The organism is Nocardia sp. NPDC003979, assembly GCF_053605015.1.
This window is the reverse complement of sequence record NZ_JBSGIJ010000008.1, coordinates 197,830-213,271: the sequence shown is the minus strand read 5'-3', so window position 1 is coordinate 213,271 and position 15,442 is coordinate 197,830. Positions and strand designations below refer to the sequence as shown.

Here is a 15,442-nt window from a genome sequence, read left to right as displayed (position 1 = left end):
CCGGCGATTTTCGGCCGCCCCTCGAATACATAGCCAATTCTCAGATTCTTCCAAGCGGTGGTCGGCGAGGTTTGTGAGTGTCTCCATCGACACACGGAAACTGTTGTCCGACAGGCCGGTCGGCGCGAACTTCAGGGTGTTCACCGATTGCCGAATTGTCTGTTTTCCCGGATTCTGGAGAGGGTGACGCCCCCGCTCGATGCCAGCTCCCCCTCCGCCGACCGATCCGCGCCGATCCGGATCGTCTCCCCCACATCGCTGCTGGACTTACGCGCGGACCACGTCGACGAATTGCGCTACCCGGCTACCGCCGTGCTGATTTTCGCCGGGGTGCCCGGCGCGGGGAAATCCACTGCGCTGCATCGGCTTTTCGGCGCCGACCCGAACGCGGAGATGCCGGTGCGCACCGCAGCGGGTGCGCTGGTGCTCGATTCCAATCACGCCCGCAACCGGTTGCGGCACCGGCTCGGGCGGGTGCCCTATCCCCTGTGGCGTCCGCTGGTGCACCTGGCGCACTACCGCGCGATCCGCGCGGCGCTGCTGGTCGCCGATGGTCCGGTCGCCATCCACGACTGCGCGACCTTCGCCTGGAGTCGCCACCTGACCGCGCGCTGGGCGCGGGCGGGCGCGCGCGAGGTGCACATGGTGTTGATCGATGTGCCTGCCACCCAGGCCAGACATGGTCAGCTCACGCGAGGCAGGCGGGTGAACATCGTCGCCTTCGGCGCGCACTGCCGCCGCTGGGAACGCCTGATGCGCGATGTGGGCGCGCGCGGCACCGAGCCGCGCGGCCCGTTGCCCGCCGCGTCGGTGGTGATCGTCGACCGCCCGACGCTCTCCGCGGTCGCACGCATCAGCTTCATGCCGGGTCGCCTGACTGCGGCCCACCGCCCGCCCGCGGCCGACCGGGCGCCTGCGACGGATCCAGACCGACACCGGCCGACCTGATTCCGCCGACGGCTGCGCCGGCCCTTCCTGACACGACACACGGTGCGGGTCAGGGCACCAGTACCGTCAGTGCTCCCGGCATCGCCTGGACGGTGATCGGGAGGGTGCCCGCGGGCTCACCGTCGGCGGTGGCGTACCCGCCCGAGGCCGTGACGGTGATGCGGCGGGCGCGGTACCGCTTGGTCGAGGGGTGATCGATGCGCTTGCCCGCCGACAGAGCGGGCAGCAGGCGCGCCATCTCGAGTCGTGAGACCGCGCCGACCACCGTGATGTCGAGGTAGCCGTCGTCGGGCAGGGCTTCGGGGCACACCAGCATGCCGCCGCCGTAGGTGCGGGTATTGCCGATGGGCGTCATCACGGCGTCGGTGTAGATCACCGCGTGCGCGTCGTCGGGGTTGTCGAGCGCGCCGGGCGCCAGACCCGACATCTCGATCTGGAACGGCAGCGTGTAGCCGCGCATGAGTTCGGCGGCGGCGGCGAAGGTGTAGCGCAGCGGTCCACGTGGGCGGCGCATCGCGTTGGCGCGCAAGGTGACTCGCGCGTCGAAACCGGCGCCGACGATGGTGGCGAACCAGGTGGGCGTGGCGCCGACGGATTCGATGCGGCCCAGGTCGATGGTCTTCGTGCGGCCGCGCAGCACGATCTCGGCGGCGGCGCGCGGGTCACCGGTGGGGATGCCGAGTTCGCGGGCGAGGTCGTTGCCCGTGCCCGCGGGAACCAGCCCGAGCGGCACACCGGTGTGGGCGACGGCGGCGAGCAGCACGTTCATCAGACCGTCACCGCCCACGCAGACGACCGCGTCGGGCCGCCTGCCCGGGTCGGCGATCGCGGCGGCCACCTGCTCCACCGATTCCGCCGCGCTCGGCGCCCGCACCTGTGCGACCTCGACGCCACCGGCCAGGGCTACCGCCAGGACCGCCTCGGCGACACCGTCACCGCGACCGGCACCGGAGTGCGGGTTGGTGACGAGCAATAATCGCTGTACCGAATGCTGTTTCACGGCACCAGCTTTCCAGGATTCAGCACGCCTGCGGGATCGAGTTCGTGTTTCACCGCCCGCAGTACCTGTACGCCCAGGTCACCGACCTCGGCGCCCATCCACGGACGGTGGTCGGCACCGACGGCGTGATGGTGGGTGATGGTGGCACCGGCCGCCATGATGGCGTCGCCCGCGGCGGTCTTGGCGACGCGCCACTGCGCGATCGGATCCTCGAGCTGCTTGGCCACGACGGTGAAGTACAGCGACGCACCGGTCGGGTAGGTGTGCGAGATGTGACACATCACCAGCGCGGGCGTGCCCTGGGCCGTGAGCGAATCCGACAGCGCGGCAGTCACTTTCGCCTTCAGGTTCGCCAGGTTCGACCAGCTGGTCGCGGTTTCCAGCGTCTCGCACAGCACCCCGACATCGAGCAGGGCGTCACGCAGATAGGGCGCGGCGAAACGGCCGTGTTCCCACTGTTCGGCCGGGGCTGTCCCGAGCGCGGTTCCGCCTGCGGCGCTGAGCAGTTCGCTCGCTTCGGCGCTGCGGGCCGCGACGTGGGCCGCGGTGCCCTCGAAGGTCGTCACCGCAAGGCAGCCGGACACCGGCGCGCCGCCGATGTCGCTCGAGCGGGCCAGGTTCAGGCCGGTCTCGGCCTCGTCGGACAGGCGAAGCACCGTCGGCGCCGCACCCGTCTGCACCACGGTGCGCAGGGCGGCCGCGCCGGTGGCGAAGTCGGGGAAAGACCACGCCTGGTAGGCGGTGGTTTCGGGGATCGGGTGCACCCGCACGGTGACCGAGGTGATCACGCCGAGCGTCCCCTCGGACCCGACGAACAGTTCGCGCAGGTCGGGCCCGGCCGCCGAGGCGGGCGCGCGGCCGAGATCGAGGGTGCCCTGCGGGGTGGCGACCACCAGTCGCTGGACCATGTCGTCGAAACGGCCGTAGCCCGCCGACGCCTGCCCCGACGACCTGGTCGCGGCGAACCCGCCGATGGTGGCGAATTCGAAACTCTGCGGGAAATGCCCGAGCGAAAGACCGTGCCCGGCAAGCAGTTTCTCCGCCTGCGGGCCGGTGAGCCCGGCACCGAGGGTGGCGGTGCCACTCACCGGGTCCACGTCGGTGAGGGTGTCGAGCCTGCGCAGGTCGAGCGCGATCACCGTGGGGAATCGGCCGCGCACCGGGTCTACGCCGCCGACGACACTGGTGCCGCCACCGAAGGGCACCACCGCGATGCCGTGCGCGGAGCAGTACCGCAGTACGGCCAGCACCGCGTCGTGGTCGGCGGGCGCGACGATCGCGTCGGGCGCGTCCTGCGGGCGGGTGTCTCGGCGGCGCAGCAGGTCGAGGGTGCTCTTGCCGCCGGCGTGCCGCAGCCGGTCGATGTCGTCGGTGCTGACGTGCTCGGCACCGACCAGGGCGGCGAGGTCCGCGCGGGTGGTGGCGGTGAGCGTGCTCGCGACCAGCGGCACGTCGCCCTCGTCGCGTCGTGCCGCCGGCTCTCCCGAGATCCCGAAGACCTGGGTGAGCAGGCCGCGGATCTGCGCCGACAGGGGTTGATGTCCGGCGGGCACACCCCAGGCGTCCCACACCATACTCGGCCGTTCGGCCGTCGATCCGGACATTTCGCTGTTCAACTCGACCATGCGTTACATCCTGACATATAGTGTCAAGCAGTAACTACACGAGATCTCCTCGAGTCGGCCTCTACCCAGTTGTCGGATGTCACTGCCGCGAATTCGCGGCGACGAACCCACCGGCGCGCTCGATACCCTTGGGCGTTCCGGCCAGACCACGGCGCTCACCACGGCGTCGTCGAACACCATGGGGGTGTACAGGATGATCGACCTCGCGGCTCGAGCCGACCAGCGGCTTTCGCCTACCGATATGGCGATTCTCGATGCCGCGCGGGCCTGCGTCGTCGATTTCGGGGTGCGCCGCACCACGCTCACCGAAGTGGCACGCCGCGCCGGTGTGAGCAGGCCGACGGTGTACCGGCGGTGGCCGGACACCGGCTCGCTCATCGCGGAACTGCTGGTGCGCGAGCTGCGCACCATCGTCGCCGAGACCATGCCCGACACCGGCCTCGGCCTCGACCGGCTGGTGCGCGGCATCGTGGCGGGCGCCGCGGCCGTGCGGGCGAACGCGGTGTTCGCCAAGATCTTCCGCACCGACACCGACCTCATGCTCACCTACGTGTTCGGCAGGCTCGGGCGCAATCAGCGCACGCTCATCGAACTGTTCGCCACCGCCATCCGGATCGGCCAGGAAGACGGGTCGATCCGGGCGGGCGAACCCGAGCAGCTGGCCGCCATGCTGCTGCTCATCGCCCAGTCGGCGGTGCAGTCGGCGGGCACGATGGCGCCGTTGCTCGAGGGTGCGCAGTTCGACACCGAGCTGGCGAGGGCGATCGAGGGTTACCTGCTTCCCTGAACCCCGACAAGGATTGTGATGACTGCTGATTCACCCACCGCGCTCCACGCGGCTCGCCGCACCGCCGACCTCGCCGCGCTCGGCGATCACCCGGAGGTGGATGTGGTGGTGATCGGCGCGGGTGTCACCGGTGCCGGTGCCGCGCTCGACGCCGCCGCGCGCGGCCTGCGCACCCTGCTGGTGGAGCGCAACGACTTCGCCTTCGGCACGAGCCGCTGGAGTTCCAAGCTCGTGCACGGCGGGTTGCGCTATCTGGCGAGCGGGAGGGTCGGCATCGCCCACGAGAGCGCGGTCGAACGCGGCATCCTGTTGCGCACCACGGCACCCCATCTGGTGCGCCCGCTCCCCCAGCTCGTTCCGTTGCTGCCCGGTATGGGTGCGGCTCAGAGTTCCTTGATCCGTGCTGGTTTCGCCGCCGGTGACGCGCTGCGGGTGGCCGCGCGCACCCGGGCCGCGGTCCTGCCGCGATCGCGAAAGGTCGCCGCCGCGGAGGCTTTGCGGCTGGCGCCGACCGTGCGCCGTGACGGCCTGCGCGGCGGGTTGCAGGCGTGGGACGGGCAGCTCGTCGACGACGCCCGCCTCGTCGTCGCCCTGGCTCGCACGGCGGCCGGTGAGGGCGCGACCGTGCTCACGCGCATGGAAGCCGTTGGCGCCGATGGCAATTCGGTGCGGCTACGCGATACGCGCACCGGTGAGACGCTCGACGTGCGCGCCCGCGCCGTCGTCAACGCGACCGGCGTGTGGGCGGGCGAGGTCGACAGCAGCATCGAACTGCGCCCGAGCCGCGGCACCCACCTGGTGTTCGACGCCGCCGCCTTCGGTGGGCTCAGCGCGGCACTCACCGTGCCCGTGCCCGGCAGCATCAGCCGCTTCGTGTTCGCCCTGCCCGCCGCCCACGGCCGCGTCTACCTCGGCCTCACCGACGAGGACGCCCCCGGCCCGATCCCCGACGAGCCCCAGCCCACCGAGGCCGAGGTCGACTTCCTGCTCGACACCATCAACACCGGGCTGCGGGAGCCGCTGACGCGCAAGGACATCCGTGGCCGCTTCGCCGGGCTGCGGCCCCTGCTGAAGACCGCCGACGACAGTACCGCCGACATCTCCCGCGAGCACGCCGTGCTCACCGCACCCGACGGGCTCATCACCGTCGTCGGCGGCAAGCTCACCACCTACCGGCGCATGGCGCAGGACGCGATCGACGCCGCGATCGCGCACACCGGCCTGTCGGCCGCGCCCTGCCGCACCACCCGGCTCCCGTTGGTCGGCGCGGTGTCCGGCGCGGCCCGCGACCGCATCGACGCCCCACCGGTGCTGATCGAGCGTTACGGGCACGAAGCGGGCGCCATCGTCTCGGCCTGGCTGGCCGACCCGGCCCTCGCCGAACCCGTCGCCCCCGGAATCGACGTCACCGCCGCCGAATTCGACTTCGCCATCACCCACGAGGGCGCCGAAACAGTCGACGATCTCCTCGACCGCCGCACCCGCATCGGCCTGGTCCCCACCGACCGCGCCGCCGCGACTCCGGCCGCCGAAGCCGCCCTCGCCCGCAACGCCGCGATCATCGGACGTCGCCCGTAAGCCGTCCGACTCCGGAAGCAGCCTTCGACCGACGCGACGGGTCAGTCGTACACCCAGCCCCGCAGATCGACGCGCATGCACGCGCGCGGCCATTCGTCGAGGCCGTTGGCGGATTCCTCGGCACGGACAGCGCGCAGGCCGGGTGGTTCGTCGTCGACGGGGATGTAGGTGAAGCCGAGCCGCTCGTAGTAGGGACCGTTCCAAGGAACCTCGGTGAAGGTGGTGAGGGTGAGTTCGTGCAGCCCCTGGGATTTCGCCCAGGTGACGGCATGGTCGATCAGGCTCTTGCCGATCCGCAGACCGGCGAAGGCGGGGTCGACCGACACCTGGTCGATGTGCGGTTGCCCGTCGACGATGCCGAGCAGCAGGTAACCGATCGGTTCGTCCCGCGCATCAGGCCATACCCAGGCGCGTTCGCCGACGAGGAACTCGCGCAGCAGTTCCGCCGACGGCGGCTCGTCCTCGGCGACGGCGACCATGCCGATTTCGGCGAACGGCGCACCGGCGCGACGTTCGATCTCCTGCAGCGTGGCGATATCGCGTTCGCGGGCCGGCCGGATCGGTCCGCCCGGCCGGTTGAGCTCGCCGCCCCGGATCGGTGCACGGCGCTGAACGGGGTCGCCCGGTGCGATGGGGCAGCTGGTAACCAGCGCGGGTACGTGCTCGAGGCCGGTCATCGCACCTCCACTGGGGTAGTGAGGATGCCGTTGAGCAGCGCGTTCAGTGCCCACCGGGTGCGGACGGCGGCGTCGCCCGCCAGGTGCTCGCAGGCGGCGGTGAGGTTCGGGTAGTTCCGTGCGGGCAGGCCGGCGAGACGGCGCGAAACCGTCGTGTCGTCGTAGACGGCCCGCTCGGCGGCCGCGGCGGTGATGTGCGGGTACAGCAAGTCGACGGCCCAGGCGGCCCTGGCCGGGTCGAGGCCGCCCTCGCGCAACAGGCCGAGCAACTGCTCGACCAGCCCGAGCGCGCGACCGGTGGACCGGGCGAACGCGACGAGCGCGAGACCTTCGTGGCGGCCGAGCGCGTCGACGGCCGAGGTGACGAGGGCTTCCAGGCGCTCGCGCCAGTCGCCGTGGGTGGGTGTCGGTACGGCGGCGAGGACGTGGTCGAGCATGCCCGTCATCAGGTCGTCGCGATTGGCGACGTAGACGTAGAGCGAGGCGGCACCGGTATCGAGTTCCTGCGCCACCCGGCGCATGGTGAGCGCGGCCGATCCCTCGGAGTCGAGGATGCGCAATCCGGTCTCGATGACGATGTCACGACTCAGTGGAGCTTTCGCCGGTCTGGCCCGGCGACTGACGGGTGCGGCATTCATGGCAGGTAATCCTACCCGCCACCCGAACGTCGTTTGCGACGAACAATGTTCGCGAGACCGTCCGGTCAGTTTGCGAAGCCTGCGACAACCCGCTTCCGAGCCCGCCGTGTCCCTCTATGCTGGCAGTGACCCCGTCCGACAAGGAGGCGTTGATGCGCGCGCATTCGTCCACCGTGGCAATCGTGCCCGGTACCGGAATCGTCGCTCGGTTCGGCGATGTAGTGGTCTATCTGGCCGGCGAGACACCGTCGACCGACCGCTTACTCGGTGCGGTCGAGACCGTCGCGCTCAACACCACAGCCTCGGCACCCGGTGCGGCACTCGCCCAGCGGCTGGCCGGGGTGGTGTTCGGCGGCGCGTCGGCGCCGCCGCCGTTCGGTGTCCTCGCTCCCACCGCCGACGGGATCCTGATCTTGTTGCGCGGCACCGTGATCGCGGAGGTCTCCGGCGCCGAGGGCAACCGGCGCCTGGCCGGGGATCGCGCCTTCACCTGGGTCGACGAGATCATTCGCGAACCGGTCCGCCGCATCGCCATCGGCGCCGAGATGGCCGACCCGACCAGCGCCAACCCACGGACGGATCTGCGCGCGGGCATCGTCAACGGCAACGGTTTCGTGCTCAACCTGGGGCGTCGTCGCGGTCCCGCACCGCGCCGGGTGGAGGCGATCGACGAACCACCACCCACCGAGGCCACCGGGTTCCAGGCGGTGCGCCCGCGCAGCGAGGCCGAGCCCGTCGCGGCCCAGCCGTCGACCAGTGGTTTCGCCGTGGCCGACGAGCCGGTGACGAGCATTCCGGACGGTGAGACCGTGAGCGTGGGTGGTCGGCCCGATTCCGGTGAGGGCGCCACCGTGAGCACCGGTCCGCGCAATTCCCCCGCCGCGCACGCACCGCTGGCGTGGTCGCAGGCGATCGATGCCGCCAAGCGGGCCGAGCCGGTTGGGCTGCGCAAAAGCCAAGAGCACCTGGTCAATTCGTCCAGTCCACGGGGCGCCTTGGTCACCGAGGACGGAATGAGCTATCCCCTCGACCGGCCATATGTGCTCGGCCGCAACCCCTCCGGCGACAATTCCGTTCGCCAGTCCGCGGCCACGCCGATCCTGATCGAACGCGATCGGCTGGTCTCGCGGGTTCATGCCTTCGTCGATCCCGACCGGGGCAAGGTGTTCGTCCGCGAAGCGCCCGCCACCTCCGGCACCTATTTCGCCGCCCCCGACAGCGACCGGTGGTCGCGGGTCGGCACCCTCCCGATCGAACTGCAGCCGGGCTGGCGCCTGCGTATCAATGATTTCCTGCTGACCTACTGCGTCTGAGCTCCGCGAGCCCGAGACCATCCCGACGCCCGTGCGTGGTGCACCACGGGCGCCGGATCACGATCCGGCTCAGGCCTCGAGGGCGTCGAGCAGTGCCGCGCGCTGGCGTGCACCGAGACCACCGATACGACGATCCTCGGGGATCTCGGCCTGATCCATCAGCTTGGCCGCCTTCACCGGGCCAACGCCCGGCAGCGCCTTGATCACGGCCGCGACCTTGGTCTTCTTGACCAGGTCGTCGCTGTCGGCCTTCTTGAGCAGATCGGCGACGGTGACCTTGCCCTCCTTCACCTTGCCGATCAGTTCCGAGCGCGCCTTGCGCACGGCAGCCGCTTTGGCCAACGCCTCGGTGCGCTGTTCGGCGGTCATCGTAGGCAGTGCCATGTCTCCTCCGCTTCCACTCGTCACTCGAACATCTGATTGACGGACCGAGTAAACAGCACGAAATCAGCAGCATCAGTCCGACACACCGCGAGGATACGCCGATGAGTTTTGCGAGGTGAGCCCGTCTTAATGGGTGAACGCCCTGCAAGGCGGACGAAAAGGACGAAACGAAAGTTTCCGAACACCAGGTAACACCCTGATGACCGGCAGCGACATCATCATCAGAAGCACCGAACGGGACAAAGGTTCAACGGCGAACCACGGAGGATCAACGAAGCTCCTCGGCAACCGGGCGCGAACGATGCGAATCGTTCGTCACCGTGTCCACGACGGCCTCTGAAACAGCTACACAGTTGTGCGCCAGAAGTTTCCGGCATCCGCATGTTCGATCGACCCGGACCTCGGATGTGCCTCGGGCGCCTCGATGCGCAACAATGACGCGACCAGGCGAACCCTTTTGCACACTGGAGTTGCGATGCGCGAGGAACACCCGCTCGATGACGAAGTCCTCGCGTTGCCCGTCCGGGTGGAACGTGCCCGGCAACGCATCACCTATCAATCCGACCCGGCCCTGACCGACGCGCTCTCGGAAGACGAACTGCGCGCCGAACGCGAGCTGGCCGAGAAGATCCGCACCTACGAGCGCGATCAGCGCTGGAAGCAGATCAAAGCCGCCTCGACGCACGCCGACCGCCTGCGCGAGACGACCGCCGAGCTCGAACGAGCCGAGATGGCCGACCTCATGCTCGCCCGCAAGGCCATCGCCGCGCAGCGCCGCGAATCCAACCCGCGCGCCCGGCTGGCCTCCCTCTACCAGCACCGAACCTGGTCGTTGCGCGCGCTGGCCGGCGTGGTGATCGCGGGCATGCTGTGGTCGGCGGTGAACGTGCAGCACAACATCGCCCCCGGCGGCCCGAGCGATCCGCTGTTCTGGGCGAGTTTCGGCCTGGAGGCGATGATCAGCGTCTGCCTGGTCATCATCATGATCGGCACCACCCGGGTCTCGGAGTGGGGCGTGATGGGCAACCGCACCCAGGTGTTCGTCGCCGAGGGTTTCCTGCTCGCGCTCACCATCGCCCTCAACACCTACCCGCATCTGAGCGCGGGCAACTGGTACGACGCCGCTGTGCACGCGGTGGCCCCGGTGATGATCGGTGTGGCCCTGCTCATCCACAATGCCGCCAGCGCGCGCTACAGCACCGCCATCGCCCGCGCCTCGGCCGAGATCCCCGCCGAGGACGACGAGGACATCGTGTCGGCGGCGCCGTCGTTCCGCGACAACTGACCACCCCGACAACCGACCACACAGCACAGCGCCCGCCGGATCGGATCCGGCGGGCGCTGTGGTGTTCGGGGCCGGCCTAGGCCGACTTGTCGCGACGCTCCGTACGCTGGGCCTTGCGCGGCACGATGGTCGGCAGGACGTTCTCGGTGACGGTGTCGGCGTTCACGACCACCTTGGCGACGTCGTCGCGGCCCGGGATGTCGTACATCACCGGCAGCAGGACTTCCTCCATGATCGCCCGCAGACCACGCGCACCGGTGCCGCGCAGGATGGCCTGATCGGCGACCGCTTCGAGGGCGTCGGGGGTGAACTCCAGGTCGACACCGTCCATCTCGAACAGGCGGACGTACTGCTTGACCAGCGCGTTCTTCGGCTCCGAGAGAATCTTGACCAGCGATTCCTTGTCCAGATTCGTCACCGAGGCGACGATCGGCAGCCGGCCGATGAACTCGGGGATCAGACCGAACTTGATCAGGTCCTCGGGCATCACGTCGGCGAAGTGGTCGTCGGTGTCGACCTCGGCCTTGGAGCGCACCTCGGCGCCGAAACCGATACCGCGGTGGCCGGTGCGGTCGGAGATGATCTTCTCCAGGCCCGCGAACGCGCCCGCCACGATGAACAGCACGTTGGTGGTGTCGATCTGGATGAATTCCTGGTGCGGGTGCTTGCGTCCGCCCTGCGGCGGCACACTCGCCTGCGTGCCCTCCAGGATCTTCAGCAGCGCCTGCTGCACACCCTCACCGGAGACATCGCGGGTGATCGACGGGTTCTCGCTCTTGCGAGCGATCTTGTCGACCTCGTCGATGTAGATGATGCCGGTCTCGGCGCGCTTCACGTCGTAGTCGGCGGCCTGGATGAGCTTGAGCAGGATGTTCTCGACGTCCTCACCGACGTAACCGGCTTCGGTGAGCGCGGTGGCGTCGGCGATGGCGAACGGCACGTTCAGCATCTTGGCCAGCGTCTGCGCGAGGTAGGTCTTGCCGCAACCGGTGGGGCCGAGCATCAAGATGTTCGACTTCATCAGCTCGACGGCCTCACCCCGGCTGTCGCGACCCTTGTCGCCCGCCTGGATGCGCTTGTAGTGGTTGTAGACCGCGACGGCGAGGGTCCGCTTGGCGGTGTCCTGGCCGATCACGTAGTTCTCGAGGAAATCACGGATCTCCGAGGGCTTGGGCAGCTCGTCGAGCTTGACCTCGCTCGACTCGGCCAGCTCTTCCTCGATGATCTCATTGCAGAGATCGATGCACTCGTCGCAGATATAGACCCCAGGGCCCGCAATGAGCTTCTTGACCTGCTTCTGGCTCTTTCCGCAGAACGAGCACTTGAGCAGATCGCCGCCGTCTCCGATGCGCGCCATCTCGTAGGTCCCTACTTCCTATGTCCGAGTGCGACCCTCGTCCTCCGATTGGGCCGGAATACGTTTCGGTGCCGACAATCAGAGCAATGGTCCCTGAGTCGACCGTACCTGCTGTGCGCGAGCCAGGTCGACAACTCGCGCATGTTCGATGTGTTGGGTTGTAGCAGAAAACCGGGTCCGCCGCCGGGTAGCAGGCGACGGACCCGGGCGTGTCACTTCTGTCCGCTGAGCTTGCGGTAGTCGAAGACCTGGTCGACGATGCCGTATTCCTTGGCTTCCTCGGCGGTCAGGATCTTGTCACGGTCGGTGTCCTTGCGGACCTGCTCCTCGGACTTGCCGGTGTGCCGCGAAATCGTGACCTCCATGAGACGCCGCATCCGCTCGATCTCGGCGGCGGCGATCTCGAGGTCGGACACCTGACCCTGCACGCCGCCCGAGGACGGCTGGTGGATCAGGATGCGCGCGTTGGGCAGCGCGGCACGCTTGCCGGGGGCACCGGCGGCCAGCAGCACGGCGGCGGCCGAGGCGGCCTGGCCCAGGCACACCGTCACCACGTCGGGACGCACGTACTGCATGGTGTCGTAGATCGCCATCAGCGCGGTGAACGAGCCACCGGGCGAGTTGATGTACATGGTGATGTCACGATCGGGATCCTGCGACTCCAGCACCAGCAGCTGGGCCATGATGTCGTTGGCCGAGACATCGTCGACCTGGTTGCCCAGGAAGATGATGCGCTCCTCGAACAGCTTGTTGTACGGGTCGGAGGTCTTGACGCCGAACGAAGTCTGCTCGGTGAACTGCGGCAGGATGTAGCGCGACTGCGGGTTGGCGGCGGCAGCGCCACCCAAGCCTGCGCGCGGGTCGATCAGATTGGCCATGGTTGTCTCCAGGGTCGAGTCGAGTGTGTCGGTGCGCGGCGTGGGTTACGTCGTCTGGTTCGCGTGGCTGACCACGTGGTCGATGAAGCCGTACTCGAGGGCTTCCTTCGCCGTGAACCAGCGGTCGCGATCCGCGTCCTCGGTCACCTGCTCGACCGACTTGCCGGTGTGCAGCGCCTGCAGCTCGTTGAGCTCGCGCTTGGTGTGCGCGAACTGCTCGGCCATGATCGCGATGTCGGCGGCCGAACCACCGATACCGGCCGACGGCTGGTGCATCATGATCCGGGTGTGCGGCAGCGCGAAACGCTTGCCCTTGGTTCCCGCGGTGAGCAGGAACTGCCCCATCGACGCGGCCAGGCCCATCGCGACGGTTTTGATGTCGCACTCGGCGAACTGCATGGTGTCGTAGATGGCCATGCCCGCGGTGACCGAGCCACCGGGAGAGTTGATGTAGAGCGCGATGTCCTTGGTCGAGTCCTCGGCCGAGAGCAGCAGGATCTGCGCGCAGATCTTGTTGGCGATCTCGTCGTCGACCTGGGTGCCAAGGAAGATGATGCGCTCGCGCAGCAGCCGCTCGTACACGGAATCACTGAGGTTGAGACCAGCAGTAGCGGCTGTCATGACCCCTGCCTGGTTGATTGTCACGGATACCTGCCTTCTCTTCTCACCGATTGCAAACGGCCTACGGTTCGTCGTCGTCTCAAACACTAACGAAACAGGGCGGCACCGAACTCCCGGTACCGCCCTTCTTCGCTCACAGCGCAATCAAATCACGCCGGCAAAACTTACTCAGCAGCGGCTTCGCCCTGCTCGGTCTCGGCGGAATCCGCAGGGTCACCGAACATTTCGGTGGTGTCGACCTCGTTGCCGTCGGTGTCGGTGACCTTCACCTGACCGACAACTCCGGCCAGGGCCTTGCCGCGGCGCACGTCGGCGAACACCGCGCCCAGCTGACCGGCCTGCTGCACCTGCTGGATGAACTGCTCCGGCGACATGCCGTAGCGCTGGGCCTGGAACAGGATGCGCTCGGTGAGCTCCTGCTGGCCCACCTGGGTGCCCTCGGCCTCGGCGATGGCATCGAGCAGCAGCTGGGTCTTCACCGACTTCTCGGCGGCTTCCTGGGTGTCCTTGTCGAACTCCTCGCGGGAGGAGCCCTGCGCCTCGAGCGCCTCGGCCAGCTTGGCCTCGTCGTGGTCGAAGCCGTGCACGGCGTCGTGCAGCACCGCGTCGACCTCGGCCTTGACGACGGCCTCGGGCAGCGGCACCTCGACGGTCTCGAGCAGGGTGTCGAGGACCTTGTCGCGGATCTGACCGGCCTGCTCGATCTTCTTGGTGCGCTCGACGCGGCCCTTCAGGTCTTCCTTGAGCTCGTCGATGGTGTCGAATTCGCTGGCGAGCTGGGCGAATTCGTCGTCGGCCTCGGGCAGCTCGCGCTCCTTGACCGACTGCACGGTCACGGTGATCACGGCTTCCTTACCGGCGTGCTCGCCGGCGACCAGGGTGGAGGTGAACTCGGCGGACTCGCCGGCCTTCAGGCCGATGACGGCCTCGTCGAGGCCCTCGATGAGCTGACCCGAACCGACCTCGTGCGACAGGCCGGTGGTGGCGGCCTCGGGCACGTCCTCGCCGTCGACGGTGGCCGACAGGTCGATCGAGACGAAGTCGCCGTCCTGCACGGCCCGCTCGACACCGGTCAGGGTGCCGAAGCGCTGACGCAGCGAGGTGAGCTGCTGCTCGATGTCCTCGTCGCCGATGGTGAAGGAATCGACGGTGACCTCGATGCCCGAGTAGTCGGGCAGGGCGATCTCCGGGCGCACGTCGACCTCGGCGGTGAAGGCCAGCTCGTCGCCGTCCTCGATCTTGGTGATCTCGATCTCGGGCTGGCCGATGACCTTCACCTCGCCGGCCTGCACGGCCTCGGCGTACTTGTTCGGCAGCGCGTCGTTGACGACCTGCTCGAGCACGGCGCCACGGCCGACGCGGGTCTCGATCAGCTTGGCCGGAGCCTTGCCGGGACGGAAGCCGGGGATCTTCACCTGCTGGGCCAGCGCCTTATACGCCTTGTCGAAGTCGGGCTTCAGCTCCTCGAAGGGCACCTCGACGTTGATCCGGACCCGGGTCGGGCTCAGCTGCTCGACGGTGCTCTTCACGGACATGCTCCTTGGTTCGTAGTTCATGGTGGTGGCCCCCGCATGGGGCGTCGCGCCCTGAGTCGGTGCGGACGCACGCATCCCGACCAGGGTAGTTGACCGCACGCGCGGTCGTGCAATCGGCGGTTGGTTGCGGTGGCGGCTAGCTGCCGACCTGCACCGCGTCGGTGACGAAGACCAGTGTCTCGTTGGGCGCGACGCCGTTGCCGCCTTCGCCGTAGCCGAGATCCGGCGGCACGATGAGCAGCCTGCGCGCACCCTGCTGCACACCGAGCAGGCCCTTGTCCCAGCCCTCGATGACCTGGCCCGCGCCGAGCGTCAGGTCGAAGGGCGCACCGCGCTTGAACGAGCTGTCGAGGGTCTGCTTGTCCGACCAGGTGACCAGCGCGTAGTTCATGGTGAGTGGCTGCATGGCCACCGCGCCGGGTCCGGTGCCGGGCACCAGGTCCTTGACGAGCAGCGACTTGGGCGGGGTGCAGTCGTCGGGGATGGTGATCTCCGGCGGGTCACCGAAGCCGCCCGCCACCTTGATGTCCTCGGCGATGCATTCGCGCGTCGGTGCCGCCTTGGATTCGGCCGATCCGCTGTCGGACCCGCATGCCGCACTGACGAGGGCGGCGAGGGCGACCAGTCCGGTCCCGATGATCCTGGGGAGAGAAGCCATGGCCCGCACAGTAGTGGAGCGCGGGTCCGGCGGTGCGAACCGGCACGACCGGTAGGCTCGGCACTGCGTTTCTCCACCGGCGCCGCCGGGTGTCCTCCGGCGCGCCGACCAGTCCGGCGGCGGGCGACGCCGCAGCTCAGGCGAGTGCGAGGAGAGTC

At 68.7% G+C, this 15,442-nt stretch carries 15 protein-coding genes; 5 read left to right on the top strand and 10 right to left on the bottom strand.

What is annotated here, in order from left to right; translation table 11 throughout:
• Nucleotides 1-183 precede the first annotated feature (183 nt).
• The gene (locus ACWEVR_RS19260) at nt 184-948 is read left to right on the top strand and encodes an AAA family ATPase (RefSeq protein ID WP_452468042.1); all 765 of its coding nucleotides are present in this window, start codon (nt 184-186) and stop codon (nt 946-948) included.
• A 49-nt stretch (nt 949-997) separates the two neighbouring features.
• Here the strand turns inward: ACWEVR_RS19260 and ACWEVR_RS19255 are convergent, their stop codons facing one another.
• Entirely contained in the window at nt 998-1,948 is a 951-nt protein-coding gene (locus ACWEVR_RS19255; protein WP_452468041.1) for a diacylglycerol kinase family protein, read from the bottom strand.
• The gene (locus ACWEVR_RS19250) at nt 1,945-3,522 is read right to left on the bottom strand and encodes an FAD-binding oxidoreductase (protein ID WP_452468084.1); all 1,578 of its coding nucleotides are present in this window, start codon (nt 3,520-3,522) and stop codon (nt 1,945-1,947) included. Before ACWEVR_RS19250 ends, ACWEVR_RS19255 begins: the two co-directional genes overlap by 4 nt.
• A 229-nt stretch (nt 3,523-3,751) precedes the next feature.
• Here ACWEVR_RS19250 and ACWEVR_RS19245 point away from each other — a divergent pair, with 229 nt between their 5' ends.
• On the top strand, nt 3,752-4,360 hold the full coding sequence (locus tag ACWEVR_RS19245; RefSeq protein ID WP_439263759.1) for a TetR family transcriptional regulator: 609 nt from the start codon (nt 3,752-3,754) through the stop codon (nt 4,358-4,360).
• Between the two features lie 18 nt (nt 4,361-4,378).
• The gene (locus tag ACWEVR_RS19240) at nt 4,379-5,938 is read left to right on the top strand and encodes a glycerol-3-phosphate dehydrogenase/oxidase (RefSeq protein ID WP_452468040.1); all 1,560 of its coding nucleotides are present in this window, start codon (nt 4,379-4,381) and stop codon (nt 5,936-5,938) included.
• A 41-nt stretch (nt 5,939-5,979) separates the two neighbouring features.
• On the opposite strand, the gene ACWEVR_RS19235 is transcribed toward ACWEVR_RS19240, so the two are convergent.
• Nucleotides 5,980-6,615 carry a GNAT family N-acetyltransferase gene (locus ACWEVR_RS19235; protein WP_452468039.1) on the bottom strand — a complete coding sequence of 212 codons (636 nt, stop codon included), beginning with the start codon at nt 6,613-6,615 and terminating at the stop codon, nt 5,980-5,982.
• Nucleotides 6,612-7,253: a TetR/AcrR family transcriptional regulator gene (locus ACWEVR_RS19230; protein WP_452468038.1), complete on the bottom strand. Its 642-nt coding sequence runs from the start codon at nt 7,251-7,253 to the stop codon at nt 6,612-6,614. The genes ACWEVR_RS19235 and ACWEVR_RS19230 overlap by 4 nt, the downstream gene beginning before the upstream one ends.
• Nucleotides 7,254-7,405: 152 nt before the next feature.
• On the opposite strand from ACWEVR_RS19230, the gene ACWEVR_RS19225 reads away from it, so the two are divergent.
• The gene (locus ACWEVR_RS19225) at nt 7,406-8,566 is read left to right on the top strand and encodes an FHA domain-containing protein (RefSeq protein WP_452468037.1); all 1,161 of its coding nucleotides are present in this window, start codon (nt 7,406-7,408) and stop codon (nt 8,564-8,566) included.
• Nucleotides 8,567-8,635: 69 nt separating this feature from the next.
• On the opposite strand, the gene mihF is transcribed toward ACWEVR_RS19225, so the two are convergent.
• Nucleotides 8,636-8,950: an integration host factor, actinobacterial type gene (mihF, locus tag ACWEVR_RS19220; protein ID WP_019045768.1), complete on the bottom strand. Its 315-nt coding sequence runs from the start codon at nt 8,948-8,950 to the stop codon at nt 8,636-8,638.
• Between the two features lie 475 nt (nt 8,951-9,425).
• Between mihF and ACWEVR_RS19215 the strand changes: the two genes are divergently transcribed.
• A complete protein-coding gene (locus tag ACWEVR_RS19215; RefSeq protein WP_067486980.1) occupies nt 9,426-10,235 on the top strand; it encodes a hypothetical protein in 810 nt (269 codons plus the stop codon).
• A gap of 76 nt (nt 10,236-10,311) precedes the next feature.
• Here the strand turns inward: ACWEVR_RS19215 and clpX are convergent, their stop codons facing one another.
• The 5 genes from clpX to ACWEVR_RS19190 form a co-directional block, all read right to left on the bottom strand.
• Nucleotides 10,312-11,592 carry an ATP-dependent Clp protease ATP-binding subunit ClpX gene (clpX, locus tag ACWEVR_RS19210; protein ID WP_067486214.1) on the bottom strand — a complete coding sequence of 427 codons (1,281 nt, stop codon included), beginning with the start codon at nt 11,590-11,592 and terminating at the stop codon, nt 10,312-10,314.
• Between the two features lie 212 nt (nt 11,593-11,804).
• Complete coding sequence (locus ACWEVR_RS19205) at nt 11,805-12,470, bottom strand: ATP-dependent Clp protease proteolytic subunit (protein ID WP_067486212.1); 666 nt, start codon at nt 12,468-12,470, stop codon at nt 11,805-11,807.
• A gap of 45 nt (nt 12,471-12,515) precedes the next feature.
• Nucleotides 12,516-13,091 carry an ATP-dependent Clp protease proteolytic subunit gene (locus ACWEVR_RS19200; RefSeq protein WP_439263622.1) on the bottom strand — a complete coding sequence of 192 codons (576 nt, stop codon included), beginning with the start codon at nt 13,089-13,091 and terminating at the stop codon, nt 12,516-12,518.
• A 164-nt stretch (nt 13,092-13,255) separates the two neighbouring features.
• Nucleotides 13,256-14,620 (bottom strand): trigger factor, encoded by a 1,365-nt coding sequence (gene tig / locus ACWEVR_RS19195; RefSeq protein WP_067486974.1) that lies wholly within the window; start codon nt 14,618-14,620, stop codon nt 13,256-13,258.
• Between the two features lie 142 nt (nt 14,621-14,762).
• Complete coding sequence (locus tag ACWEVR_RS19190; protein WP_067642399.1) at nt 14,763-15,284, bottom strand: FKBP-type peptidyl-prolyl cis-trans isomerase; 522 nt, start codon at nt 15,282-15,284, stop codon at nt 14,763-14,765.
• Nucleotides 15,285-15,442 lie beyond the last annotated feature (158 nt).